Annotated in this window: 21 protein-coding genes and 1 pseudogene; 9 read left to right on the top strand and 13 right to left on the bottom strand. The window is 63.8% G+C overall.

Annotated elements, in window-relative coordinates:
* Positions 1-9: 9 nt before the first annotated feature.
* From RO069_RS16345 to pilG, 7 genes are all read right to left on the bottom strand, one after another.
* Positions 10-1,062 carry a chemotaxis protein CheB gene (locus tag RO069_RS16345; protein ID WP_328189003.1) on the bottom strand — a complete coding sequence of 351 codons (1,053 nt, stop codon included), beginning with the start codon at positions 1,060-1,062 and terminating at the stop codon, positions 10-12.
* The gene (locus tag RO069_RS16340) at positions 1,062-8,840 is read right to left on the bottom strand and encodes an Hpt domain-containing protein (RefSeq protein WP_328189002.1); all 7,779 of its coding nucleotides are present in this window, start codon (positions 8,838-8,840) and stop codon (positions 1,062-1,064) included. Before RO069_RS16340 ends, RO069_RS16345 begins: the two co-directional genes overlap by 1 nt.
* Before the next feature lie 11 nt (positions 8,841-8,851).
* A complete protein-coding gene (locus RO069_RS16335; RefSeq protein ID WP_328189001.1) occupies positions 8,852-9,751 on the bottom strand; it encodes a CheR family methyltransferase in 900 nt (299 codons plus the stop codon).
* A 28-nt stretch (positions 9,752-9,779) separates the two neighbouring features.
* A complete protein-coding gene (locus tag RO069_RS16330) occupies positions 9,780-11,858 on the bottom strand; it encodes a methyl-accepting chemotaxis protein (RefSeq protein ID WP_328188999.1) in 2,079 nt (692 codons plus the stop codon).
* 82 nt (positions 11,859-11,940) lie between these two features.
* Positions 11,941-12,486 (bottom strand): chemotaxis protein CheW, encoded by a 546-nt coding sequence (locus RO069_RS16325; protein ID WP_328188998.1) that lies wholly within the window; start codon positions 12,484-12,486, stop codon positions 11,941-11,943.
* 19 nt (positions 12,487-12,505) lie between these two features.
* Entirely contained in the window at positions 12,506-12,868 is a 363-nt protein-coding gene (gene pilH / locus RO069_RS16320) for a twitching motility response regulator PilH (protein WP_328188997.1), read from the bottom strand.
* 33 nt (positions 12,869-12,901) lie between these two features.
* Entirely contained in the window at positions 12,902-13,294 is a 393-nt protein-coding gene (gene pilG, locus RO069_RS16315) for a twitching motility response regulator PilG (RefSeq protein ID WP_091852009.1), read from the bottom strand.
* A 358-nt stretch (positions 13,295-13,652) separates the two neighbouring features.
* On the opposite strand from pilG, the gene gshB reads away from it, so the two are divergent.
* From gshB to RO069_RS16280, 7 genes are read left to right on the top strand one after another with little or no spacing between them, the layout of a single operon-like run.
* The gene (gene gshB, locus RO069_RS16310; RefSeq protein WP_328188996.1) at positions 13,653-14,600 is read left to right on the top strand and encodes a glutathione synthase; all 948 of its coding nucleotides are present in this window, start codon (positions 13,653-13,655) and stop codon (positions 14,598-14,600) included.
* A gap of 51 nt (positions 14,601-14,651) precedes the next feature.
* Positions 14,652-15,515 carry an energy transducer TonB gene (locus RO069_RS16305; protein WP_328188995.1) on the top strand — a complete coding sequence of 288 codons (864 nt, stop codon included), beginning with the start codon at positions 14,652-14,654 and terminating at the stop codon, positions 15,513-15,515.
* Complete coding sequence (locus RO069_RS16300; RefSeq protein WP_328188994.1) at positions 15,512-16,078, top strand: YqgE/AlgH family protein; 567 nt, start codon at positions 15,512-15,514, stop codon at positions 16,076-16,078. The genes RO069_RS16305 and RO069_RS16300 overlap by 4 nt, the downstream gene beginning before the upstream one ends.
* Entirely contained in the window at positions 16,071-16,526 is a 456-nt protein-coding gene (gene ruvX, locus RO069_RS16295) for a Holliday junction resolvase RuvX (protein WP_328188993.1), read from the top strand. The genes RO069_RS16300 and ruvX overlap by 8 nt, the downstream gene beginning before the upstream one ends.
* Positions 16,527-16,552: 26 nt before the next feature.
* Positions 16,553-17,062, top strand: a complete 510-nt coding sequence (pyrR, locus tag RO069_RS16290; RefSeq protein ID WP_328188992.1) for a bifunctional pyr operon transcriptional regulator/uracil phosphoribosyltransferase PyrR — start codon at positions 16,553-16,555, stop codon at positions 17,060-17,062.
* On the top strand, positions 17,059-18,093 hold the full coding sequence (locus RO069_RS16285; RefSeq protein ID WP_328188990.1) for an aspartate carbamoyltransferase catalytic subunit: 1,035 nt from the start codon (positions 17,059-17,061) through the stop codon (positions 18,091-18,093). The genes pyrR and RO069_RS16285 overlap by 4 nt, the downstream gene beginning before the upstream one ends.
* Positions 18,090-19,358 carry a dihydroorotase gene (locus RO069_RS16280; RefSeq protein ID WP_328188989.1) on the top strand — a complete coding sequence of 423 codons (1,269 nt, stop codon included), beginning with the start codon at positions 18,090-18,092 and terminating at the stop codon, positions 19,356-19,358. Before RO069_RS16285 ends, RO069_RS16280 begins: the two co-directional genes overlap by 4 nt.
* An 82-nt stretch (positions 19,359-19,440) precedes the next feature.
* On the opposite strand, the gene RO069_RS16275 is transcribed toward RO069_RS16280, so the two are convergent.
* From RO069_RS16275 to mutM, 5 genes are all read right to left on the bottom strand, one after another.
* Positions 19,441-21,015 (bottom strand): phosphoenolpyruvate carboxykinase, encoded by a 1,575-nt coding sequence (locus RO069_RS16275; protein WP_328188988.1) that lies wholly within the window; start codon positions 21,013-21,015, stop codon positions 19,441-19,443.
* 166 nt (positions 21,016-21,181) lie between these two features.
* Positions 21,182-22,039, bottom strand: a complete 858-nt coding sequence (hslO, locus tag RO069_RS16270) for an Hsp33 family molecular chaperone HslO (RefSeq protein ID WP_328188987.1) — start codon at positions 22,037-22,039, stop codon at positions 21,182-21,184.
* Between the two features lie 54 nt (positions 22,040-22,093).
* Positions 22,094-22,507, bottom strand: a complete 414-nt coding sequence (gene hslR / locus RO069_RS16265; protein ID WP_328188986.1) for a ribosome-associated heat shock protein Hsp15 — start codon at positions 22,505-22,507, stop codon at positions 22,094-22,096.
* 34 nt (positions 22,508-22,541) lie between these two features.
* On the bottom strand, positions 22,542-23,240 hold the full coding sequence (gene yrfG, locus RO069_RS16260) for a GMP/IMP nucleotidase (protein ID WP_328188985.1): 699 nt from the start codon (positions 23,238-23,240) through the stop codon (positions 22,542-22,544).
* A gap of 67 nt (positions 23,241-23,307) precedes the next feature.
* Positions 23,308-24,120: a bifunctional DNA-formamidopyrimidine glycosylase/DNA-(apurinic or apyrimidinic site) lyase gene (gene mutM, locus RO069_RS16255; protein WP_328188984.1), complete on the bottom strand. Its 813-nt coding sequence runs from the start codon at positions 24,118-24,120 to the stop codon at positions 23,308-23,310.
* A gap of 156 nt (positions 24,121-24,276) precedes the next feature.
* Between mutM and RO069_RS16250 the strand changes: the two genes are divergently transcribed.
* Entirely contained in the window at positions 24,277-25,455 is a 1,179-nt protein-coding gene (locus tag RO069_RS16250; RefSeq protein ID WP_328188983.1) for a DesA family fatty acid desaturase, read from the top strand.
* On the opposite strand, the gene rsmD is transcribed toward RO069_RS16250, so the two are convergent.
* Positions 25,431-26,066 carry a 16S rRNA (guanine(966)-N(2))-methyltransferase RsmD gene (gene rsmD / locus RO069_RS16245; RefSeq protein ID WP_328188981.1) on the bottom strand — a complete coding sequence of 212 codons (636 nt, stop codon included), beginning with the start codon at positions 26,064-26,066 and terminating at the stop codon, positions 25,431-25,433. The genes RO069_RS16250 and rsmD overlap by 25 nt on opposite strands.
* 189 nt (positions 26,067-26,255) lie before the next feature.
* On the opposite strand from rsmD, the pseudogene RO069_RS16240 reads away from it, so the two are divergent.
* Positions 26,256-26,562, top strand: a pseudogene (locus tag RO069_RS16240) (signal recognition particle-docking protein FtsY); the annotation flags it as partial.

Raw genomic sequence — 26,562 nt, 5'->3', positions numbered from 1 at the left:
TCTCTGTCCTCAGGTTACATCCTGCGACGATGTCTGTTTCAGCAGGGCCGCGTCCGCCAGGGTACGCACCAGCGCCTTGGCCAACTCCTCCGGCGAACCGGACAGGCTGGTGCAGCCGGTGGCGGCAACCGCCTCGGGCATGGCACTGTTGGCGCAGGTCTCGCTGGTCTGCACCCAGATGTTGCTGCCAAAGGCCCTCAGCATGGGGGCGGCCACGGCACCGTCGTTGCCCATGCCGGAGAACAGTATGGCATGGCAGCGGGCGCCGAAATGGTCGCCAAAATTCAACAGCACCTGGTCGATGGACGGACCGTAGGGCCCCGGCCAGGCAGTGTCCTTCTCTGTCAGTGTGCCTTCGGGGGTCAGCCCCCACTCCCGCTCCACCGGTATCACGGTGACCTGGCCGCAGGCCGGACGCATGCCTTCCTCCGCCCGCTGCAGGCGGTAATGGGCATGGCGGCCCAGCACCCGGGTCAGCACTTCGGTAAAATTACCGTCAATATGCTGGGCGTAGACGAAACCCACCGGAAGCCCGGGGGGCAGCTGGTCCAGGAAGCTCTTGACCGCCGCCGGCCCTCCCAGGGACGCGCCCAGTATCCAGATGTCCTCCGCCACCTGACCCGGGGCCGCCGGGGTGATCCAGGGCGGCAGTTCCACCGCTGCCGGCAGTTCCGGCGGCCTTTCTCCCAGTTCTTCCAGGGCCTCCTCGGATTCCGTCTCCTCCAGGGGGCCCAGCTGTTTTTCCAGTTTTTTCAGCAGGCGCCGTTCCCAGCGCACGAAGTCCCGGGTTCCGGGCTTGGGCGCTGCATCGATACCGAACAGTATCGGCGCCTCGGTGTGGTCCAGCAGATGATCGAACAGTGCAGGGTGGTCGGCCTCGTCTTCCAGCGTCACCAGCCACAGGTCCACATCCGGCAGTACCTCATAACCCAGGATACGCTCCGGGGCCCCTGAGAACCCCGGGCGTAGCCCGAAACGACCTGTAGCCTCTTGTAGGCGGTGGCGCTGCAAGACGTCGTCAGAGACAATTGCGACCGCTGGCCGCCCGCCCCCGGTGGACATCAGTCGTCCCCGTCTCCGAGTTCCTCACCGGTCAGGCGTTCAATAGTGTCAAGCAGCTCGGTCTCCTGGAACGGCTTGCCCAGGTATTCGTTGACGCCCAGACCCAGGGCCCGTTCCCGGTGCTTGGCACCGGTACGGGAGGTGATCATGCAGATGGGCACGTCCCGCAGGTCATCGTCGTGGCGTACAAAGCTGGCGACCTCGAAGCCATCCATCCGCGGCATCTCGATGTCCAGCAGGATGATGTCCGGTCGGTGATCCTGGAGTTGTGCCACCGCGTCCAGGCCGTCCTTCGCGGTGACCACTTCCATGCCGTTCCGCTCCAGCAGACGGGAGGTCACCTTCCGTACCGTGACCGAGTCGTCCACCACCATCACCAGGGTGGGTCGGTCTTCCCGGTACTGTTGCTGCTGGGCGGCCTGTTCCGCCAGGCGCTGGCGCTCGGACAGGATGTCGGAGCGGATCATCGCCGGCAGGTCGAGGATCACCACCACGTTACCGTCGCCCAGGATGGTGGCACCGGATACGCCCCGCACGGAGCTGAACTGCGGCCCCAGGGACTTTACGACGATTTCCCGACTGCCCAGCAGGCTGTCCACCTGCAGGGCCATGGGCTGCTCGGAGGACCCGCGCACCAGGATGACCGGCAGCGGCAGGGCCTGACCCTGCAGCTTGGGCCGGTGGTCGCTGTGCAGCAGGCCGCCCAGGTATTGCAGGCGGTATTCCTGGCCGGCGTATTCATACAGCGGTGCATCAGGCTGGTAGTACTCTTCCAGTTCCCAGGTGCTGACCCGCACGATGCCCTCGATGGTGTTCAGCGGGATGGCATAGAAGTCCTCGCCGGTGGACACCATCAGCGCCCGGTTGACCGATACCGTGAACGGCAGGCGTACGGTGAAGGTGGTGCCTTCGCCGAGGGTGGAGTCGATATCCAGGCTGCCGCCAAGTTGCTTGATTTCGCTGGCCACCACGTCCATGCCCACGCCACGGCCGGAAATCTGGGTCACGGCCTGGGCGGTGGAGAAGCCGGGTTGCAGGATGAACTGCAGGATTTCCCGCTCGCTCAGGTCCTCCTGCTCGCCCAGCAGGCCGCGCTCAATCGCCTTGCGGCGAATCACGCCGCTGGGGATGCCGGCGCCGTCGTCGCTCATCCGCAGCACCACTTCACCACCTTCCCGGGTCAGGTTCAGGGTGACCTGCCCGGTTTCCGGTTTGCCGGCCTTGGCACGGCCGGACGGTGTCTCGATGCCGTGGTCCAGGGCGTTACGCAGCATGTGCTCCAGGGGCGCGATCATGCGCTCGAGGATGTTGCGGTCCAGCTCGCCTTCCGCGTTGCGGACGTCGAACTCCACTTTCTTCCCGAGTTCACTGCTGATCTGGCGGACGATTCGGCGCAGCCTCGGCACCATGGAGGCGAACGGGATCATCCGGGTCTTCATCAGACCTTCCTGCAGCTCGGTGTTGATCCGTGACTGCTGCACCAGCAGGGTGTCGGTGTCGCGCACTCGGTCGGACATGGTCTCCCGCAGGTCGGCAAGGTCCGAGGAGGACTCGCTCAGGGCCCGGGACAGCTGCTGGATGGAGGAGTAGCGGTCCATCTCCAGCGGGTCGAAGTCCTCGCCGTAATCCGGACCATGCTCCTGTTCGGCCCGGAACAGGATCTGGGCCTCGGTCTCGATATCCATCCGGCGAAGCTGCTCGCGCAGACGGTCGATGGTGGCGGCCATTTCGTCCAGGGTGTGGCCGAAGTCGCTGTTCTGCTGCTCCAGGCGGCCACGGGTAATACTGGTCTCACCGGCCAGGTTGACCAGGTCGTCCAGCAGCGGCGCCGATACACGGATGGTTTCCTGGGCCGCCCGGGCGCTGTCTTTGCGGCGCTGCTCGATGGCCTTGCGGGCCGGTTGCGGTGGCTTGGCGCCGGTATCGGATTTGGCGGGCGCTTTCCCGGTGTCGTCGGTTTTGCCGGTGTCCTTGTCCGCCGGTTTGGCGTCCGCCCCGCCGGTGTCGTGGCTGGCCAGGTAGTCGTCGAAGGACTTGCGAACCTCGCCCACGGCGGCAATCAGGCCGTCATGGTGCCTGGTGATCTTCTTCCAGTCGTCCTGGGACGGCGACTGTTCACCCAGGTCCGTCAGCAGGGTTTCGAAATCGTGGGACAGGTCCCCCAGTTCCGCTTGCTTCGACAGGCGCGCGCCACCCTTGAGGGTGTGCAGGGCCCGCTGGGCTTCCTGGCTGAAGTGATGGCTGTCCGGTTCCTGGCGCCAGTCTGCCAGCAACTGTTCAAGCTGGTCGAGGATCTCCTGGGCTTCTTCCAGGAAGATTTCCAGTACCTCGGTATCCGGCTCCTCCTCGGCGTCGGCCTTGGTTTCAGGAGATTCCGGTTTGCGGGTGTCGGCGTCATCCAGGTGGCTGGCCGCCTCCTTCAGCAGGCGCAGCAGGCCGTTGTCCGGTTGTGGCCGGTTGCCCTCCTCCAGTTCGCCCAGCATGGTGCGCAGGCCTTCGTTGGCCCGTTCGCTCAGGGACAGCACCAGGGGCTGGTTGCCGGACCCTTCCAGCAGCGGCCCCAGGGCGTCGGACCAGGCTTCCGCCAGGTCGGCCACGGCGTCGATATCCGCCAGCCGGGCGCCGCCCTTGAGGGTATGCAGTTCCTGCTGGAGCTGGGTGATGCCGGTAAGCTGTTCCGGGTCCTCGCGCCACTGCACCAGGGATTCCTCGATGGACTCGGAAATATCCAGCCCTTCCTCCAGGAACATACCGGTGATCTCGTCGGCGCTCAGCTCCAGGTCGGTGTTGTCGCCGGTGATTTCAGCACTCTCCGATGCGATCGCATCCTCGGACTCTGCGGCCACGCTGGTAGTGGGCGCTTCGGCAGTCGGCGCCTTGCCATCGATGATGGCGCGCACCCGGCTCACCAGCTGTTTGGCCGGGGCGCAGGGGCGGGAGGTGGCGACCTCGTCCACCATGTTGGCGAGCCGGTCATGGCAGGCGAACAGCAGGTCCAGCATGTCCTTGCTGGCGCTGATACGGCCGTCGGCGACCCGTTCGAACAGGTCCTCCAGCACGTGGGTCAGGTCGGCAATGGGATCGACACCGGCCATGCGGGCACTGCCCTTGAGGGTATGCACATCCCGCTGCAGCTCGGTCGCCAGCGTGTTGTCCTCGGGGTTCTCGCTCCAGCTGTGCAGGGCACTGCCGGTGGAGTTGACCAGGTCGTAGGCTTCCTCAAGGAAGATGGCTACCAGGTCCGGATCCAGATGGGACAGGTCGAAGGTCTCCGCCGGTTCGTCTGCCCCGGCATCATCGGATGGGGCTTCGTCCTGGACTTCGCCGATATCCTCGTGGAGCTGTTCCAGCTCGTTTTCCAGGTCGCTGACGTCCAGTTCGGACAGGTCTTCGTCGTCTTTCCCGGCGGCGGTTTCCTCCAGATTGGCGGCTTCGCTGTCCTCGACCGCATCCTCGTCGGCGGATTCCCCGGCGTCCTCCCCGGTGGTGTCCGGCGCCTCTTCGGCAGCCTCGTCTTCCGGTGTTTCCGTCAGGTCGGTATCGTCATCCCCGGCCACCGGGGTACCGGATTCCTGCTCCGGCGGTGTATCGGCGTCGTCGTGTACGTCGGTGACAGGGCGGTTGCCGCTGGCGGTATCCATGTAGTGGCGGATATCGCTTTCCAGGTCCGGTGCCGGCCGGGGTGGCTCGCCATTGGCCAGTGAGTCCACCATGCCGGCCAGACGGTCGTGGCAGCGGAACAGCAGATCCGACAGCTCGTCGGTCACGCCCAGGCGGTGTTCGGCCAGGCCTTCGAACAGGCTCTCCAGGTCATGGGCGAGGTTGCCGATGGCATGGATGTCGGCGAGGCGGGCGCCGCCCTTCAGGGTATGCAGGTCCCGTTGCAGCAGGCGCAGCAGTTCGCTGTTATCCGGGCGGGCCTGCCAGGATTCCAGGGCGTCGGCGGTGCTGGCAATCAGGTCCTCGGCTTCCTCCAGGAAGATGGCGGCCAGTTCCTCGTCCATTTCCTCGGGGGACTGGTCGTCACCGCTGGCGGTTGTGTCCTCTTCCACGTCGGCGGTGGGCAGATCAAAGCTGCCATAGTCCACTTCTTCCTCGGATTCGTCCGGCGTGGACAGGGAGTCCGCCAGCAGCTGCAACTCAGCCTGCAGGGTGTGGTCCGGCTTGGTGGCCAGGCCAGCGGCCACCTGGTCCATCAGGTCGATCAGGTGGTCATGGGCCGACTGCACGGTTTCCATGAACCATTCGTCGGGGCCCTCGGGATGGGACAGGGCGTTGTGGTAGACACCGGCCAGCGCGTCGGTCAGTTCGGCCACGTCCACCAGGCCGACTTCACGGGCACCCTTGGTAAGCTGCTCAAGCTCATGGGAGAGCCGGTCCATGCCGTCGGTCTGCGACGGGTTGTCGGCCCATTCCCTGACAATGCGGTCGGCATCCAGGAGGACATCCAGCCCGTCGCTGAGGAACAGCGTGACCAGCTGCGTGTCCTGCGCCATGGTTGCCTGCGGATCATCCTGGCCGCTGCGGCCAAGGGTGCGGGCGGATACCGACGCCAGTTGCTCCAGGTAGGCCTCGGTGCCGTCCAGCGGCTCCTGGGGCGTGCTGTGGAGCTGGTCCAGACCCGCCTTGAGGAAGTCGCAGCACTGGCGGATCAGGTCGATGACGTCGGCATCGGCCCGACGGTTCTCGGCCCGGGCCTGCTTGACGAACTGTTCCAGGGGGGTGACCACCCGGGCAATGGGCTCGATGGCAGCGGTATTGGCACTGCCCTTGAGTGTATGCAGGGCACGGGACACGCCGTCGGTGTAGGCCACGCTGCTGCGATCCCCGGCGTCGTCGAGGAACGCTTCCAGGGCGGTGAGGTGGGTGCGTGCCTCGCTCTCGAAGATTTCCACCAGGATCGGGTCGACCAGTTCGTCGCCCTGATCCTCTCCCAGGGACGCCATCGCGTCCCCGGAGGTGTCCTGTTCAGCAGCATCCGTCCCGGTGTCGGTCTGTGCCGGTGTGGTGGCCGTCTCCTGATCCGCCTCGGCGGACGGCATTTCACGGCTGTCGGGAATCTCGCCATTGGCCAGGGCGTTGGCGCGGGCTTCCAGCGGTGTAGTGTCCACCGAGGCCGGGCGGCGGTGCTCGAAATCGGCAACCAGGGCGGGAATCTGGTCGGTCACGTCCCGCAGCAGGGTGGCGATGTCGTCGTTCATGAACACGGAGCCGTCGATGACCCGGTTCAGCATGTTCTCCACGGACCAGGCCAGTTCGCCCACGACACTGGCGCCGACCATGCGACCGCTGCCCTTGAGGGTGTGGAAAGCCCGCCGGACTTCCGCCATGGCACTGCGATCGTCGTACTGGCGGAGCAGGGTGGGCAGGTACTCGTTGATGGTTTCCAGGACCTCGCCGGCTTCCTCCACGAAGATCTCGATGATCTCGTCATCGATCAGGTCGTCTTCGTCGTCGACCGGTTCCGGCGCGCGGGGGGCCTCGGCGGGCGCTTCCTGTTCGGTGGTGTCGGCGGTTTCCGGCAGCTCCGGTTCCGGGGTCTCGGCAGTTGCACCGGTGTCCCCGGCCGCGTCGTCGTGACCGGTCTTGCGGGTGTCGGCCATGGCCTCGGCCCGGCCGATCAGGGTGTCCACATCCCCGGTGGCATGACCGGTGCGGAATTCATCGATCAGGCCCGGAAGGCGGTTGTTGACCTCATCCACCAACTGGAACAGGTCCTCGGTGGGACGGAGGGTCTGGTCCAGCACCCGGTTCAGCAGGTTCTCGATGGACCAGGCCAATTCACCAATACTGGTGGCGCCCACCAGGCGGCCACTGCCCTTGAGGGTGTGGTAGGCACGGCGGACTTCGGTGAGTGCCTCGCGATCGTCCTGCTGCTGGCGCCACCTGGGATACCAGTTGCGGATGGTATCCATGACCTCGTCGGCTTCCTCGACGAAGATCTCCAGGATCTCGTCGTCCACCAGGTCCAGGTCGGAAGGCTTCGCACTCTGTTCCGGCGCTTCCAGGGGAACGTCCTGGTCGGCGATGGTCTCGGGTTCGACGGCGGCGGGCTCGTCCTCGACCCAGGTGGGTGCTTCCCCGGGCGGGAAGCCGAGGCTGCGCAGGCTTTCTTCCGCCACCCGCAGCACTGATTCGTTGTCGGAAATGCCGTCGGCCAGGCGCTCCATGTAGTACTCGACACTGGTGACCGTGTCGGCCAGCGTGTCCAGCTGCTTCCAGTCAGGGATACGCTTGCGCTCCAGCAGTACCTGCTGGATATAGTTGCGGGCGGCGGCGAGGATATCCGCCGGACGCGTCAGGGGGATGACCTTCAGGCCACCTTCGATGCTGGCCAGCATCTCCGGAACATGCTCGATCTCCCGGGGGTCCCACTGGGAGGCAATGAAGTTGACCACCGCGCTCTTGACCTGTTCAAGCGCATTGCGGGATTCCCGCAGCAGGGCGGTGTGGGCATCGCCCAGCTCCCGGGAGCCGGGGCCGGCCTGGCCGGCTTCGTCGTCGTCTCCGGTGCCGCTCCGTGGCGCCATCTGGTTGTCACGGTCGAGGCCGGACAGGGTGGCTTCCACATACAGCAGGGCGCCGGCGATATCCAGCAGGGTGCCGTCATCGGCAGTCTCACTCTGCTCCAGCAGGCGCTCAACGGTGTCCAATTGCTCGCCGATGATCCGGCGGGGGTTGCCCAGGCCGATCACCGCCAGGGTATTGGCCACCTGGCGCAGGCCCGGGAGCAGTTCTTCCAGGTCCTGGTTCTGCCGGTTCTGGTCGCGTACGAACAGGTCAAGCTGGTCCTTCAGACGCGCCACTTCCTCGTTCAGGGCCAGCACGACCGACTGGATGGCCTCACGACCGGGACCGCTGCCGGTCTCCTCCGCCTCATCTCCCGGCAGCGCCTGGTCCAGGCGGTAGCGATCGCGCAGGTCGGTGATATAGGAGGAGGTGGCTTCCCTGGCCTGGGCCACGTAGTAGAGAAGATTGCGGAACAGGGTTTCCGGCACCGACTGGTGCAGGATGTCATTGGGCTCCCGCGTCAGGCGATCGATCTCGTGGTCCAGTTCCTGCAGCAGGGCGCGGGTGGCGGGGGCCAGTTCGTTGATGCCCTGTTGCAGGGTTTCAATAAAGCCGCCGGCGGCGCGCCAGAGTTCCTCGCGGGGGGTGCCGGTACACAGCTTGACCAGCCGCTGGATCACCTTCTGCTGGTTATCATAGTGAACGGTGTTATCAGCACCCGGCGCCGTGCTTTCCACCGCACGGTGGAACATCTTGCCCAGCTTGCCCACATTGTTGAGGATCTTCGGATCCTGCAGCAGGCGCGCCACTCGCGGTGAGGCCTCGAACCGGGCCTGGCTCATGTCCGGGCGGAACAGCGACAGGTCGGACAACAGACCTTCACCACGGGCCGCCCGCAGGTCATTCAGCAGTGGTAGCAGGGTCAGCGGCAGGTCATCGGCGCTGGAGCGCAGCCCCTCCAGGTAACGGGGGAGACGCAGGATGGCTTCCATCAGGATGTCGACGGCCTGGTCCGGGCTGTCCACCTGCTCCTTGAGAATGCTTTGGGTGAGCTTCTCCATTTCCTCGGTGAGCAGGGCGGCGCCCTGCAGTTCGACCATCTGGAGGGTGCCGTTGACCTGGTGCAGGTAGTTCAGACAGAAACGCAGGCGTGCCGTATCGTCGCGGTTCTCGACATACGCTTCCAGCGCCTGCTGGCCCTGTTTGAGGGTTTGTTCTATTTCGCCGCGAACCCAGTCCAGGGCGATGCTGTCATGGTTGTTGCCCATAACCACTCCGGTTATTCGTCGTCTGACTGGCGGCGTATCCACGCCAGTACATGTTCCGAGGGAACCCGCTGCATTCCGGGAGGTTGCCAGCCGGTGATCTCGCCCTGGCCCAGCACCAACAGGCCGCCGGGAGCCAGATGTTCCGCCAGCCGGCTGACGATTTCCCGCCGGCGCCAACGGCGGAAGTAGATCAGCAGGTTCTGACAGAAGATAATATTCATCCCCTGCATGGGGGCCTGTTTCAGGTCGAGCACATTGAGCCGGGTGAAACAGACACGTTCGCGAATTCCCTCTGTAATTTCTGCACTGTTACGGGCACCTGCCCGGAAATACCGCTGCCGGAGACTGTCATCCATGCCGTTCAGGCGACGGGGATTGAACAACCCCTTCTGCGCCTTCTCCAGAGCCGGCTTGCTGATGTCAGAACCGGTGACTCCGTACAGCGGCGGCAGCCCAAGCTGCTCCATACTCTCGTTCAGCAGGATGGCCAGCGTGTAGGCCTCCTCGCCGGTGGAGCAGCCTACGCTCCAGGCGTCCAGTGGACGCTTGCGAAGCTGCTCCCGTGGCCGGGTCATGACGTAGTCGGACACCAGCCGGAAGGCATCCGGATCCCGGAAAAACCGGGTTTCCTGGACGGTGAGCCGGTCCACCAACGTGGCCCATTCCACCACCGCTTCCGGTCCTGCCACGATCTTTTCGTAATACGCCTGGAAACTGCCGCATCCGATCTCGCGCATGCGGATACCGATGTTGGTTTCCAGGAAGGACTTGCGTTCAGGCGCCAGGGCCATGCCGGTCCGGTGCTCCAGCAATGTCTTCCACTGGTGGAACTGCGCCTCGTCCATGTCCGGAAGCGGGCGCAGTGCCCAGTGTTCGGAGCCGGGTGACAGGTTGCGGGGTGTTTCTGACATAAACACTCATCGCCCCTGGCCAGGGTGGTCAGCTGACCACCGGTACGTTGCTGTCTTCCTCGCTGTCCATGGTGTCGGCGGACTCTTCCTCCGGCAGGGTGAAGCCGGCAACGGAAGACCGCAGTTCGGAAGCCATCTCGGCCAGGTTACCGATAGACTGCGCAGTGGCATTGGTACCGGAGGACGTCTGGGAGGTGATTTCCTGGATGACGTTCATGGTGTTGGAGATGTGGGCCGCCGAGGACGCCTGCTGGCGTGCGGCGTTGGAGATGTTCTGGATCAGCTCCGCCAGACTCATGGATACGTTCTCGATTTCCTCCAGGGCAACACCGGCGTCCTGCGCCAGGCGTGCACCACGGACCACCTCGGCGGTGGTGTGTTCCATGGAGATAACCGCTTCGTTGGTATCCGACTGGATGGTTTTAACCAGTGCTTCGATCTGCTTGGTGGCGGCGGAGGAGCGTTCCGCCAGGCGCTGAACCTCGTCCGCAACCACTGCGAAGCCCCGGCCCGCGTCACCGGCCATGGAGGCCTGGATGGCGGCGTTCAGGGACAGGATGTTGGTCTGGTCGGCGATGTCGTTGATCAGCGATACGATGTCACCGATTTCCTGGGAGGATTCACCCAGACGCTTGATCCGTTTGGAGGTTTCCTGGATCTGCTCACGGATGTTGTCCATGCCGCGGATGGTGTTCTGTACCACTTCCGCGCCTTTCTTGGCGATGGCAACCGAGCGCTCCGCAACCGCGGTGGATTCGGCGGCGTTGGAGGATACCTGGTCGATGGACACGGCCATTTCGTTCACCGCCGCGGAGGCACCGGCGATTTCCTGGGCCTGGTGCTCGGAGGCGTCGGCCAGTTGCATGGCCGTGGACTGGGATTCCTGGGCCGCGGAGGCAACCCGTACCGCCGTGCCCCGGATGGCCTGTACCAGGCCGCGCATCTGGTCGATCGCGTAGTTGATGGAGTCGGCGATGGCACCGGTGAAGTCCTCGGTTACCGTGGCCTCGGTGGTCAGGTCACCATCGGCCAGGTCGGCCAGTTCGTCCAGCAGTCGCAGGATCGCGTTCTGGTTCTGCTCGTTCTGGGCCTGGGTCGTGGCCAGACGCTCCTGGGCGGCCCGGTAGAGCACCACGCCGATGGCAACAACGGTGGCCACCATCAGGGCCAGGATCAGGTAGGCCAGCAGCGGGCTGATGATCCGGGAGCCAGCCTGGTTGGCAAAGTTGTTCGCCAGGGTGGAGATTTCCTGCAGCAGCAGCTGGGAGTTCTGGAAGATCTCGTTGGAGGCTTCACGGACCCGCTTGAGATAGGGAGAGGCGTCCAGGATGGCGTCGATGTTCTGGGACACGAACTGGAACTGTTCCTGGATGGCTTCCAGGCCGTAACGGGCTTCCTCGATATCGATGCGGGAGATGTTCTGGGCCGGGTTGCCTTCCAGCTGACCCTGGAGGATGCGACCGAATTCGGTGGCGTCGCGACCGAAACGGTCGGCGGCCACCACCGCGTCTTCGTCACCGGACAGTACGCTGTTCACCGCCCGGGCGATACGTTCCGCCAGCAGTGACTGGCGCTGGGCCAGGGCGACCTGCTGGGCCGGGGCGCCATTGTCCAGCAGTACCGTGACGATGTCGCGGTAGTCCCGCTGCAGGTTGGGAATGGTGTCGTTGAGCCGGTTTGCCACTTCGTGCAGGGCGAGCACGTCGTCCTTGGTGTTCACGATACGGTCGGCGTTGTCGCGAACGGTATCCCAGTAGGGCTGGACCTCGCTCTCGGCGGCCAGGTCACTGGCCGGGAGGCCGGTTTCCGGATTACCTTCCAGGATGTAACCCCACAGCTCGGAGAACTCGTTGCGGCTGCTCTGCAGTTGGGCGAACGCTTCCGCGTTGCCGTCCGCCGCCTCGGTGGCGTTACTGGTGATCTCCTGGGACAGTACCCGCAGTTCGCCAGCGTAGGCGATGTATTCCTGATCGTTCTGGCTGTCCTGGTTAACAATGAACAGGACCACAACGAGCAGCACGGTCAGTGCGATCAGCGTTGCGATCAGGCCGGCAACAAGCTTGTTGGCGCCCTGTCCCATGCTGAATCTTCCGGCTTTGTTTTTCATCTTTGGCTCCCGGCCTCTTCTCTTATTGGCAAATAGGTTTCAGAGGGTAAGTCGGCCAGCGATGCCGGCACGGCCGTAAACATTACCACTGTGACACATCCAGAAAGCGCTCATCATCGATTAGCGCAAAAGTTGAGAACACGTTCCACGTTTCCTCGTCACGGACGTAACCGCCCTGGACGAACGGCTGAACCGCCTCGTGAACCTCGCCAGGATGGGCCTGAAAGCTGTCCTCGGCGAAATACTGCATGCCTGCCACGTCATCGACGACCAGGCCGGTGAAGATATCGTCCTGCTCCACCACCAGAATGCGGCGGTCCCGGTTGCTGCGGGCCCCCCGTGGCAGACCGAAGAAATGGGCCAGGTCGATCAGGGGAAGCAGGCGGCCGCGGACGTTGGCCACACCCAGCATGAACGGGCGAACCCCCGGTACATGGGTGTAGCGGGGGACGTGAAGGATTTCCACGACTTCGCCCATGGGGGCGACGTAGCGCTGGCCGGCCAGCATGAAGCCGATACCATTCCAGAGGGTAACGGCTTGCTGCTGTTCCGGCAGGCCGGCCGCCAGGGACCGGCTTCGCCGGGCAATATCCGTCAGTACGGCAAAGGGTGCGGCCTGGGCAGACATGCTTACTCCATGGGACGGATCAGGAAACGAGGCTGTCGATAGTGCTGATCAGGTCACTTTCGTTGACCGGCTTGACCAGATATCCCTTGGCGCCCTGGCGTGTACCCCAGACGCGGTCGGTTTCCTGATCCTTGGTGGTCACGATGACCACCGGGATGGAAGCGGTCTCCGGAGCGCGGGTCAGTTGCCGGGTGGCCTGGAAGCCATTCAGTCCGGGCATGACAACGTCCATCAGGACCAGGTCCGGGTTCTCGGCCCGGGCCATGGCGACGCCGTCGGCGCCATTGTCGGCCGTCAGGACTTCATGCTTGTGCTTCTCCAGGATGGTGGAGATCTTCTTGATTTCGGTGGGGGAGTCGTCAACGATCAGAATACGGGCCATGTTATCCTCAATGGTTCTCTTTACAGCATGGACTCACTGTTCCGCCTGGGGAACATACTGGCGAATCGTGTTAAGCAGCTCGTCCTTGCTGAAGGGTTTGGTCAGGTACTGGTCCGACCCGACAATGCGCCCCTTGGCTTTATCAAACAGCCCGTCCTTGCTCGACAGCATGATAACGGGCGTCTTGCGGAAGGCGGAATTATTCTTGATCAGGGCGCAGGTCTGATAACCATCCAGCCGCGGCATCATGATGTCCACGAAAATGATGTCGGGGTGGGAATCGGCTATCTTGGCGAGCGCATCAAAGCCATCGGTCGCGGTGATTACTTCGCAGCCAACTTTTTTGAGCAGCGTCTCTGCGGTGCGACGGATAGTCTTGCTATCGTCGATCACCATGATTTTCAGGTTCTCGAAGTTGTCGTCCATTATGCAACTGCCTTGCGCTCTGCGGGTGTCGGTATTCAGAGATTTGCTTTTTAACACACAAAGTGAAGGTGTGCTATCAAGCCGCTCTATTTATAGGTTATTCGTGACCTGCAACAAAGTTTTTGTTTGTGACGTATTGTACACGCGCACAGTTTGGGCCGCCGGCAGTGACGGTTTTCCGGCGCCAGGCAATGGCAGGTGCATTCCGGGGCCGGGTGCAATACCATTCACGGAACTCCCGAATAGGCCCTGACTGTGCCAGTGGCTTATTCTCGGACTCCTGCTCAGCATAGCACTGTTTAACAAGTATGCTCTGTAGACGGGTTCCTGTTTTTCATCAATTGATCGGGGATGTTCGATGACTCTCAGAATCGGCGTGGTGATGGATCCGATCCAGGATATCCATTTCAAGAAAGACACCTCACTGGCCATGTTGTGGGCCGCCCGGCAACGGGGTTGGCAGATCGAGTACATGGAATTGCCCGACCTTTATATGAAGGGCGGCCAGGCCCGGGCGCGGGTCCGTGAGCTTGATGTGCGTATGGACCCGGAGGACTGGTACACCTTCGGTCGTGAGGCGGATGTCGCCCTGGGCGACCTGGACGCCATACTCATGCGCAAGGATCCGCCGGTGGACCGGGAATTCCTCATGGCCACCCATATCCTGGAGGCGGCGGAACGTCAGGGAGCCCTGGTGGTCAACCCGACCCAGGCCCTGCGGGATTGCAACGAGAAGCTGTTCGCCACCCAGTTCGAGGACTGCACGCCACCGCTGATCGTGACCCGGTCCGCCGATCGCCTGCGGGCGTTCTACCACGAGCACGGTGACGTCATCATGAAACCCGTGGACGGCATGGGTGGCAAGTCGATCTTCCGTATCCGCGAGAACGACTTCAACCTGGGTGTTATCATCGAAACCCTGACCAACGACGGTCAGCACCAGTGCATGGCCCAGAAGTACATTCCCGAGATCACCGAGGGCGACAAGCGCATCCTGCTGATCGAGGGTGAGCCGGTACCCTATGCCCTGGCCCGCATTCCCTCGGTGGGGGAGAACCGGGGCAACCTGGCCGCCGGCGGTCGCGGCGAGGGCCGGGAACTGACCGCCCGTGACCGGGAGATCTGTGATCGGATAGCGCCGGTACTGAAGGAGAAAAACCTGATCTTTGTGGGTATTGACGTCATTGGTGACTACCTCACGGAGATCAATGTCACCAGCCCCACCTGCGTGCGGGAACTGGCCCGGGCGTTCGGTATCGATATTGCGGGCCAGCTCATGGATGCCATCGAGCGTCGTCTGGGATAATGGGCTGTTTGTGACGACACCTGAATAGGAAACCCCCTGGAAGTGGCAGGAATGGCAGCACAGGTCACGGCGAACGATCGCCTGATGTTTACATTGTTCATGGCGCTCGCGGTGCATGCGGTGGTGCTGTTGGGGGTGACCTTTGCCCCGGAAGAGCCCGCCACCAGTGCCTCCACCATGGAAATCACCCTGTCCCGGTTCGAGGACGAGAAGGCGCCGGATGAGGCCGACTTCCTGGCTGCCAGTAACCAGCAGGGCAGTGGCGACGCGGAAGAGAAACTGGAGCAGACCACCACCGAAATGGCGGACGTCAACGCCCGCGAGGTGGAGCAGGTGCAGCCGGTGCCGCCCACGGTTACCGAGCGTCAGCCCCGGGAGGAGCGTGAGGTGGTGCAGGCCCAGGCCCGGTCCGAGACCGCCGAAACCCGTGATGAGGTGGAGGAGCCGCCGGAGGAAGACCTGCCGGTGGCCGAAAAGAAAAGCCTGATGGAGCGGAGCCTGGAGATCGCCAGCCTGGAGGCGCGGCTGGATGCCCAGCAGCAGGCCTACGCCCGCCGGCCCCGGGTCACCCGGGTGACCGCCGCATCGACCCTGCAGTCCTCCAATGCCTGGTACGTGCGCAACTGGGTGGACAAGATCACCCGGGTGGGTAACAGCAACTATCCCCGGGAAGCGCGTACCCAGGGTATCTACGGCGACCTGCGTTTGCTGGTATCCTTGCGTAAGGATGGCACGGTCAAGGAAGTGAGCGTTCTTGAATCTTCCGGCAGCTCGGTACTGGACGACGCCGCCATCCGTATTATTCGCCTGGCTGCACCGTTTGCGCCGTTCCCGGACGAAATGCGGGAGAAAACCGATGAGCTTGAAATCATACGCACCTGGTCTTTCCAGCGCCGGGGGCTGACGTCAGGATGAGCGAAGAGACGCAGCCGACCCAGAACCTGAAGGGGCAGTTCCTGGTGGCGTCGCCCTGGTTGGGCGACCCCAACTTCCATGGCGGGATTGTCTATATCTGTGACCACGATGCCGATGGCACCTTCGGCCTGCTGATCAACCAGCCGCTGGATGTGTCCCTGGGAGAGATCCTGGAGCAACTGGACATGGATGGCGGCCACCTGGAAGAGCCGGTTTACGCCGGCGGGCCGGTCCAGCAGGAGCGGGGTTTCGTGTTGCACCCACAGGGCCGGGAGTGGCAGAGCACCGTCACCATGAGCGATGGCCTGCAGGTGACGACCTCCCGGGATGTCCTCCAGGCCATTGGCAACGACGTGGGGCCGGAACGGTACCTGGTGGCCCTGGGCTACTCCGGCTGGAGCGCCGGCCAGCTGGAGGACGAACTCGCCGGCAATGCCTGGCTCACCTGTCCGGCCAGCGAAGCCATCCTCTTCGACACCCCCTGGCAGGACCGCTACCGCACCGTGCTGGCCCGGATGGGCATTGAGCCGGGCCAGCTCGACCAGTCGGTGGGCCATGCCTGAGGCGGATTCCGGTACCGGGCGTCAGCGCCAGGTGCTGGCCTTTGATTTCGGCCTGCGTCGCATCGGTGTCGCCTGCGGTCAGGAACTGCTGGGCTCGGCCCGCCCGGTCACCATGATCCCCGCCCGGGACGGTGTGCCGGACTGGAGCCAGATTGAAACCCTGCTCAGGGAATGGCGACCGGACCTGGTCGTTGTCGGACTGCCCCTCAATATGGATGGCACGGAAAGCGACATGTGCGCCCGGGCCCGGAAATTTGGCAAGCGCATCCATGGCCGCTTCCATGTGCCGGTGGAGATGATGGACGAGCGCCTGAGCAGCTTCGAGGCCAAGGAGGCCGTGCTGGCGGAGGGCGGCAGCAGCGACTTCGGTCGCCACGGCGTGGATGACCTGGCGGCGGTGCTGATCCTGGAGAGCTGGTTCAACCACCAGCGCACCCGACCTGAATAACTGATGTAGCGGAGGCTGACGCCACCATGACCGACATACCCGAGGTTCCGGCACTGCTCGACAGCCTGGAGCAGTCGTTGAGGGACACCCTGAGTGACCGGGGGATCGCCGACCCGTTGCTGGTGGGCATCCGTACCGGCGGCGTCTGGATTGCCCGGGAGCTGCATCGGCGCCTGGGGCTGGAAGAGCCTTTCGGCGAGCTGGACATTTCCTTCTACCGGGACGATTTCAGTCGCATTGGCCTCAACCCCCGGGTCACGCCGTCCCACCTGCCCTTCGAAACCGAGGGCCGGGATCTGGTGCTGGTGGATGACGTGGTGATGAGCGGTCGCACCATTCGCGCCGCCATGAACGAGCTGTTCGATTACGGGAGGCCCAGTTCCATTACCCTGGTGTCGCTGATTGACCTGGGTGGACGTGACCTGCCCATTCAGCCGGATGTGGTGGCCTATCGTCTGGCCTTGCCGCCCAGCCAGCGGGTCAAGTTGGTGGGGCCGGACCCCCTGAAGATTGAAGTGCGGGAGGTGAAGGCATGACCGTGGCGGCCCCGCTCAGCGCCCACGACCAGGCATCCCGGAAACTGCAACTGACCGACGAAGGCCAGTTGCGCCACTTTATTACCCTGGACGGCCTCGACCAGGCCATGCTCACCGATATCCTCGACACCGCGGATTCGTTTATCGAGGTAGGGGAGCGCACCATCAAGAAGGTACCCCTGCTGCGGGGGCGTACCGTGGTCAACCTGTTCTTCGAGTCCAGTACCCGCACCCGCAGCACCTTCGAACTGGCCGCCAAGCGCCTGTCGGCGGACGTGCTCAACCTGGACATCAATACCTCCGCCACCTCCAAGGGCGAATCCCTGTCGGATACCCTGCTCAACCTGGAGGCCATGGCCAGCGACATGTTCGTGGTACGTCATTCCCAGAGCGGGGCGCCCCACTTTATCGCCGAGTCCGTGACCCCGGGCGTGGCCATCATCAATGCCGGCGATGGCCGCCATGCCCACCCCACCCAGGCCATGCTGGACATGCTCACCATCCGCCAGCACAAGCAGCGTTTCGACGGCCTGAAAGTCGCCATCGTGGGGGATATTCTTCACTCCCGCGTGGCCCGCTCCCAGATCCGCGCCCTGCAGACCCTGGGCGCCGAGGAGGTGCGCCTGATTGCCCCCGGCACCCTGTTGCCGGCGGACGTGGACAGCCTCGGTTGCACCGTGGAGTACGACATGCGAGAGGGTATGGACGACCTGGATGTGGTGATCATGCTGCGATTGCAGAAGGAACGGATGGAGGGCGCATTGCTGCCCAGCGAGCGGGAATTCTACCGCCTCTATGGTCTGGATACGGACAAGCTGGCGCTGGCCAAACCGGACTGCATCGTGATGCATCCAGGGCCCATCAACCGGGGCGTGGAGATAGAATCCGCCGTGGCGGACGGGCCCCAGTCGGTGATCCTCAACCAGGTGACCAACGGAATTGCCATCCGCATGGCGGTCATGTCCATGGCCATGAGTGGCCAGGTGGCGGATCGAACCGCCCGGGCGCGCCAGCAGGGAGGTGAGCAATGAGCACCTCCCTGCGTATCGATAATGCCCGGTTACCGGGCCAGGACGCCGCCGTCCACCTATTGGTGCGGGATGGTGTGATTGAGACCATGGGCAACGGCGGCATAACGGAGCCCGCCGATCTGGTGGTGGACGCCAGCGGCCTGACTCTGCTACCGGGGTTTGTGGACCTGTGCTGTAACCTGCGGGAACCAGGCAACGGCCAGAAGGGCAATATCGCCTCCGAAACCCGGGCGGCGGCCCGGGGCGGTTTTACCACCGTGTGCGCCTCACCGGATACGTCGCCGGTGAACGACTCCGGCGCGGTCACCAACCTGATCCGTGATGTGGCCCGGACCAGGGCGGCTGTCCGGGTGTTGCCAGTGGGCGCTGCCACCCGGGGGCTGGCCGGCGAGCTGCTGAGCGATATGGTCGGCCTCAGCAATGCCGGCTGCGTGGCCTTCAGCAATGGCAGCCAGGCCATGGCCAATGCCCGCATCCTGCGCCGTTGCATGGCCTATGCCCGCACCTTCGACCTGACCCTGATGCTGCAACCCGTCAACCAGGCACTGGCGGCGGACGGCTATGCCCACGACGGCAAGGTGGCGGCCCGCCTCGGCCTGCTGGGCGTGCCCGAAGTGGCCGAAACCGCCGCCGTGATGGAAACCCTGCTGCTGGCGGAAGAAACCGGCGTACGCCTGCACCTGGGGCAGTTGTCCTGCGCCCGAAGTGTGGAGATGGTGGCTGAGGCTCGCCAGAAGGGTGTGGCGGTCACCGCCGATGTGGCCATGCACCAGTTGCTGTTCACCGAAGAGGCCCTGTCCGGTTTCGACAGCCTCTACCATGTGGTACCGCCCCTGCGCACCGAGGCTGACCGCAAGGCCTTGTTGAGGGGTGTTGAGGACGGCGTGATCGACGCCATCGTCAGCCAGCATCAACCCCACGATTCCGCCGCCAAGCAGGCGCCCCTGGGCGTGAGCGAGCCGGGGCTGTCCACCGTGGAGAGCGTGTTTTCCATGGGGCTATCGCTGGTGGAGCGGAAGGAGTTGTCGTTGGCGGCCCTGGTACGCGCCCTCACCGATGGTCCCGCCAGCGTCATTGGCGCCACCGGCGGACTGGAGCAGGGCGGCGAAGCCAGTTTCAGTCTCTGGGATCTGGATGGTCAGTGGCAGGCGACACCGGCCAGCATCCAGTCCCGGGGGCAACATGTACCGGTATCGGGGCAGGTCCTGTCAGGTGTTGCGCACTGGACCGTCTGTGGAGGGCAGGTGGCCTACAGGCTGGAATAGCGTTGCGTCAGGCCCCGCAGGCTTATAAAAAAAGCGCCGTGCCGTGAGGCAGGGCGCTTTTTTCGTTCCAGGGCCTGAACGGTTACAGCTTCGGGCCGGCTGCCACGATGGCGTCGGAGACGTCGAACTTCTTGAAGTTCTCCACAAACTGACCGATCAGCTCCTTCGCCTTGGCGTCGTAGTCTTCGGTGCTGGCCCAGGTGTTGCGCGGGTTCAGCAGGTTGCTGTCGACGCCCGGAACCGCCTTGGGAACGTCCAGGTTCAGGGTGTCCAGGTGTTCGGTGTCGGCATTGTCCAGGTCGCCGTTCTGGATGGCGCTGATGATGCCCCGGGTGGTGGGGATGCTGAAACGCTCGCCCACGCCGTAGGGGCCGCCGGTCCAGCCGGTGTTGACCAGGAACACCTTGCTGCCGAAGGCGTCCATCCGCTTCATCAGCAGTTCGGCGTAGACGCCGGCCGGGCGCGGGAAGAACGGGGCGCCGAAGCAGGTGGAGAAGGTGGACTTCAGCTTGGAGGAGGAGCCCATCTCGGTGGAGCCCACCAGAGCGGTGTAACCACTCAGGAAGTGGTAGGCCGCGGCCTCCTTGCTGAGGATGGACACGGGTGGCAGTACGCCGGTCATGTCACAGGTCAGGAAGACGATGTGGGACGGCTCACCGGCACGGTTTTCCTCGACGCGTTTCTCCACGTGCTCCAGCGGATAGGCGCAACGGGAGTTCTCGGTGAGGGAGACGTCGGTGTAGTCCGGCTCTCGGGTGTCGGGGTCGATGACCACGTTTTCCACGATGGCACCGAAGCGGATGGCGTCCCAGATGATCGGCTCGTTCTTCTTGCTGAGGTCGATACACTTGGCGTAGCAGCCGCCCTCGATGTTGAATACGGTGCCGGTGCCCCAGCCATGCTCGTCGTCACCGATCAGGTAGCGGTCCGGGTCGGCGGACAGGGTGGTCTTGCCGGTGCCGGAGAGGCCGAAGAACAGGCAGGTGTCGCCGTCATCGCCCACGTTGGCGGAGCAGTGCATGGGCAGCACGTCCTTTTCCGGCAGCAGGAAGTTCTGTACCGAGAACATGGCCTTCTTCATCTCGCCGGCGTAGTGCATACCGGCCAGCAGTACCTTGCGCTCGGCAAAGTTGATCATCACGCAGCCATCGCTGTTGGTGCCGTCCCGCTCGGGGTCGCACTCAAAGTTGGCGGCGTTGAGGATCTGCCACTCGTCCTTGCCGGAGGGATTGTAGCTGTCCGGGCGGATGAACAGGTTGCGACCGAAAAGGTTCTGCCAGGCCGTTTCCGTGCGCATCTGCACCGGCAGGTAGTGTGCCGGGTCCGAGCCCACATGAACGTGGGAGAGGAAATGCTCCTTGGCGGAAAGATAGCTTTCCACACGGTCCCACAGGGCGTTGAACTTGTCCGGGTCAAAGGGCCGGTTGATCGGTCCCCAGTGGACGGAGTTTTCCGTACCGGGCTCCTGAACAATGAACCGGTCCATCGGTGAACGGCCGGTACGCTTGCCGGTCTTGACGACCAGAGAACCATTGGCGGCCAGTTGACCTTCTTGTCTTTCCAGTGCCAGCTCGACCAATCGCGCTGAGCTCAGATCTGTATAGGTTGTGCTCACTTCGACCTCGCCCTCAAGGTGTCTTTGGACTGTTCGGCCCACGTGCCCCCGGAACAGCAGCGGGTTGGCGGAATTATGAACAGTCGGGTCAATTCAGGCGCGCCATTATGCCAGAGGCGGCCCCAAAAAACGACAGCCCGAGAGCCTCGATTACAGCCGGCGGGCGGGCTGATGTTCCATTCTGCCGAAACGCCCCGGTAGTGCCGTCTCAGTGCAACGTATGGCCGGAGAATAGCTGGTCGATATCGATGCGCTGGAACTGGTAGTGGGCATGGCAGAACTGACAGTCCATCTCGATGCTACCCTGTTCTTCCAGAATGTTATAGCACTCATCCCTGCCCAGGGACTGCAGGGCCGCCAGGGTGCGCTCACGGCTACAGGTACAGCGGAAGGCCACGGGTTCCCGGTCGAACAGGCGCACTTCCTCTTCGTGGAACAGGCGGTGCAGGACGGTTTCGCTGTCCAGGCCCAGCAGTTCGTCGGCGCTGATGGTGGCCGCCAGGTGGGCCACCCGCTCCCAGAGTTCGTTGTCTTCCTCGGTGGCGCCGGGCAGGCGTTGCAACAGCAGGCCGGCGCATTGCTCGCCGTCGGCGAACAGGAACAGGCGGGTGGCAAGCTGCTCCGAGCGCTCGAAGTATTCCTCCAGCGCGCCGGCCAGGGTGTCCGACTCCCGTGGGACCACGCCCTGATAGCGCTGGCCCTGCTCGGGGGTGATGGTGATGGCCATGCGGCCCTGGCCCAGCAGTTCATTGAGGTTGTCGCCATGGGTGTCGTCGGCATCCTCGAAGCGGGCGATGCCGCGGATATGGCGGTCGTGGCTGCATTCCGCCAGTAGTGTGGTCACGGGGCCGTCACCATTGGCCTGCAGTGACAGGGTGCCGTGGAACTTGAGGGTGCTGCTCATGAGTACGCTGGCCGCCAGGGATTCTCCCAGCAGTCGGGTGACCGGGGTCGGATAGCGGGTCTGGGCGAGGATCTCGCCATAGCTGTCGGTCAGGTGCACCCAGGCGCCCCGGATCTGGCTGTGTTCGAAGAGGAATTTGCGGAACTGGTCATTGGCTTGCATCGGGAATCCTGTGTCGATTAGAGGCCGGTATTGTGGGGACAGCCGGTATCAGGTTCAGAGCCCCTGCTGCTCGCGGAACTTCTGCAGGTCGCGGCGGTCCTTCTTGGTGGGCCGACGGGCCGGGGGCAGTTGTGCCGCCTGCATGGTCTTGCGTTGCCAGGACAGCTCCTCCCGCCGACGGGCGCTGTCCTCGGTCTCGTGGTACAGGGTCTGGGCCTCGGGGGCGCCGCGCCGCTTATCCGAGATGCCGTCAATAATCACGATCTTTTCCTGCCAGCCCTGGCGCAGTTTTACCGTGGCCCCGGTTTCCACGGTCTTGCCGGGTTTGCAGCGCTGGTCGTTGTAGTGGACCTTGCCGCCCTCAATGGCTTCCTTGGCCAGGGTGCGGGTCTTGTAGAAGCGCGCGGCCCACAGCCATTTGTCGAGGCGAACCTGTGATTTACCGGTATCCTGGCTTTTTGAGCTCATGATCCTCCGCAGGCAATGAGGGATTCCAGCCTTATTATAGCGGTCCTGTTTCCGGGATGGCAGGGGCATTCACCTGCAGGGACGGTAGCACTTCGGCAAAGTGCGCCACGGCGGGTATGTCCGGGTGAGGCAACCGGTCGGGCCGCTGGCTGTCAGGCGACAGGATGGTCAGGCACTGGCCGATACCGGCGCGGTGGGCGCTCTCCAGCACCGGGATGCTGTCGTCCACCATGATGGCCCGTTCCCGGTCGTGGGGCAGTCGGTTCAGGAGGTTGTCCCAGAAGGCCTGGTCTTCCTTGGCGGCACCCAGGTCGTGGCTGGAGATGACATCATCCACCAGTCGGTCCAGCCCGGTGCGGTCCAGTTTCAGGCGCAACGGATCCGGATGGCAGTTGGTGAGGATGACCGGCTTAAGGCGCCTCTCGCGCAGTGCCTGCAGGAATTCCCGGACCTGGGGCCGGTAGGCAATGCGGTCGCCCACCTCGGCCTTGAGGGCGGTGATGTCGAGTTCCAGCCGATCGCTCCAGTAGTCGGTGCAGTACCAGTTGAGGGTGCCTCGCTCGGCCATGATCATGGGAACCACCAGGTCGCGGGCCTGGTCGGCGGTCATCCGGTGTTTTTCCGCGTATCGGCGGGGCAGGTGCTCCAGCCAGAAGTGGTTGTCGAAGTGCAGGTCCAGGAGCGTTCCGTCCATATCCAGGAACACATGGTCTGCGCGGGACCAGTCAATCATAGTGTCACTGCCGTCTTTCGGGTTGAGGTTTCAGGGTGCCCCAGTCGGGTGGGCGCTTCAATGGGGGTTATCGCTGGCACCGGGTGCAGTAGACCGTGCTGCGCTGGTTCATGCGAACCTCCCGCAGCGGGCGCTGGCACTCCACGCAGGGCAGGCCGCCGCGACCATAGACCAGCAGCGACTGGGCAAAATAGCCCGGCTTGCCCTCGCTGTTGACGAAATCCCGCAGGGTGGTACCCCCCATCAGGATGGCGGCACTCAGGGTCTCCCGGATCGCCCCGCACAGGTGATGGTAGCGGGCGGCGCTGATCCGGCCCGCGGGCCGGTTGGGGTGGATGCCGGTCTTGAACAGGGCTTCGTTGGCGTAGATGTTGCCCACGCCCACCACGATGCGGTTGTCCATCAGGAAGCTCTTGATCGGTGTCCGGCGGCCCCGGGACTTGCGGAACAGGTAGGGGCCGTTGAAATCCGCGCCCAGGGGTTCCGGCCCCAGGCTGGCAAGCAGCGGGTGGGTATCGGCCCCGTCATCCCACAGCCAGCAGCCAAAGCGCCGTGGATCGTTGAAGCGCAGTCGCGTGCCGTCGGTGAACACCAGGTCGATGTGGTCGTGCTTCATGGGCTCGCCATGGTCGGTAATCACCCGCAGGCTGCCGGACATGCCCAGGTGGACAATGACGGTGCCGTGGTCAAACCGCAGCAGCAGGTACTTGGCCCGCCGGTCCGCCTCCCGCAGGGTGTGGCCGGCCAGCCGTTGTGGCAGGTCCTCCGGTACCGGCCAGCGCAGGCGTGGGTCGCGGATCAACAGCTCGGCGACCTGTTTGCCTTCGCTGTGGGGGGCGATGCCCCGGCGGGTGGTTTCGACTTCGGGTAGCTCAGGCACGGTGGCAATACTCCTAATCAAACCGTAACAAAACGTCGTGTAAATGCCGTTGTTTCAGCGAACAGGTGTACGCTAAAGTGTTACTCAGTCTCCGATATGGGGGCGGTATCGCCGGAAACTGATAACCGGCGTTATTTCAATAAGTTGAGGTTATCTATGTGGTATAATGGTCTTCTTGGCCTGTCCTGGTTGCAGTTGGTGATCGTCACCCTTGCGCTGACACATGTCACCATCGTCAGCGTTACGCTCTACCTGCACCGTCATTCCGCCCACAATTCGCTGGACCTGCACCCGGTGCTGAAGCATTTCTTCCGCTTCTGGCTGTGGCTGACCACCAGTATCAATACCAAGGAGTGGACGGCCATCCACCGTAAGCACCATGCCACCTGCGAAACCGAGAACGACCCCCACAGTCCGGTGGTCAAGGGTATCCGCAAGGTCCTGTTCGAAGGAGCTGAACTATACGCGGAGGCCACCACGCCGGAAACCCTCGAACGTTTCGGCAAGCATACGCCGGATGACTGGATCGAGCGTAACCTGTACACCCGCCATCGCAACCTGGGCATTGCCCTGATGTTCATGCTGAACCTGGCGCTGTTCGGCGTTCATGGTATCTGGATCTGGGCGGTTCAGATGATGTGGATCCCGGTGTGGGCGGCAGGCGTCGTGAACGGCCTGGGCCACTACGTTGGCTATCGCAACTTCGAGTGTCGTGACAACGCCCACAATATCGTGCCACTGGGCCTTATTATTGGCGGCGAGGAGCTGCACAACAACCATCACACCTATCCCAATTCCTCCAAGATGTCCCGGCGTTGGTACGAGATCGACATGGGCTGGGGTTATATCCGCCTGTTCCAGTCGCTGGGGCTGGCGACGCCCAAGGGGCATCGGCCTGTCGTGCACTGGGTGCCCGGCAAGCAGGAGGTGGATGTGGACACGGTGCAGGCCATTGCCAACAACCGTTTCGATATCATGCGCCAGTACCGCAAGCGGGTGATGGAGCCGGTCTTGCGGCAGCAGAAGTTGCTGATGGATGACACCATCCGCCCGCGCTACCGCCGGGTGAAGAAGCTGCTGTCCCGTGAAAGCTCACTGATCCGGCCCCAGGAGCAGGTGCACCTGGAGACCGTATTGGAGACCCATCCGGTACTGCGCCAGATCTACGACATGAACCACGAGCTGCAGGCGCTCTGGCGCCGTCGCGGGCTCAAGCCCCAGGACAAGCTGCAGGCGCTGATGGCCTGGTGTCGTGAGGCGGAGGCCAGCGGTATCCGTTACCTTGAGGATTTCGCTGCCCACCTGCGGGCCTATTCGTTACGCCCGGCCGCCTGATGCTCTGATACCTGGTACAGCGCATAGGTCACCTGCCCCGCGGTCTTGCTGCGGTGCAGGTGCCAGCGTTCCGGTACCGCCGGGGCGGCCCGGTCGCTTTCGTACTCCAGGTAAATCCGGCTTCCCGGCGCCACCCAGCCATTCTCTGCCATTAGCGGCACCAGCGTTTCAAGCCAGCCCTGCCGGAAGGGCGCGTCCATGAACAGGATATCCATCGCCCTGTCGGCTGGCTGCTGCAGGAAAGCCTGCACGTCCTCGCAGAATACGTCACCCCGGTCTGATTTCAGCAGGCGCAGGTTGTCCCGCAGGGCCCGGGCCAGGGCCGGTGTGTGGTCGACAAAGGTGACCCGGTCGGCCCCCCGGGACAGGGCCTCCAGCCCCAGCACGCCACTGCCACTGAACAGGTCGAGGCAGTGGCTGCCGGGCAGGTGGAACTGGAGCCAGTTGAACAGGGTTTCCCGGGTGCGGGCCGGGGTGGGGCGAACGCCTCCCTCGTCCGGAAAACGGAGTACCCGGCTGCGCCAGTCACCCCCGATAATACGCAGTTCACCCTGGCCGTGGGGCTGGTGTCGGCGGCCCGATGGGCGGATTTTGCGGGACTGTCGGGGCATGGGGAGATCCGGTGGTGGCGGTCGGGACGCCCCATGGTAGCGGAATTGCAGGCAGGTTTGGACCCGGAACGTCCCTGCCGCTAGAATGGGCGCTTTCCTGAACAGCGACCCCGCTGGCTGTCTGCGGTTTCCTACCGCGCAGATGCCTGTTGGGCGGCTGACCCTCCAGCAAACATGGTAAGACAAATGATGGCAGAGTGGATTCTGATCGGCCTGCTGGTGCTGCTGGTACTGGCCTTTGTGGTGGATGTGGCCGGCCGGCGGGCATCGGCGCCCCGCCCGAAACCGGTTCCCCAGCGTAAACCCGAAGCCGGGCGGGGACCGTCCCCCGAAGCCGGGGACAAGGAAGCGGCGAAACCCGAAGTGGCGCCCTCGGCGGACGATGTTCCGGTTTCCGAGGAGACTCTGGTCAGCCCCGCTGAGGAGGCGCAGCCTGTCGCCGAGCCAGAGCCAGAGCCAGAGCCAGAGCCAGAGCCAGAGCCAGAGCCAGAGCCAG

The organism is Marinobacter sp. OP 3.4 (assembly GCF_036224885.1).
In the GTDB taxonomy this organism is placed as follows: domain Bacteria; phylum Pseudomonadota; class Gammaproteobacteria; order Pseudomonadales; family Oleiphilaceae; genus Marinobacter.
This window is presented reverse-complemented; position numbering and strand designations above follow the sequence as displayed.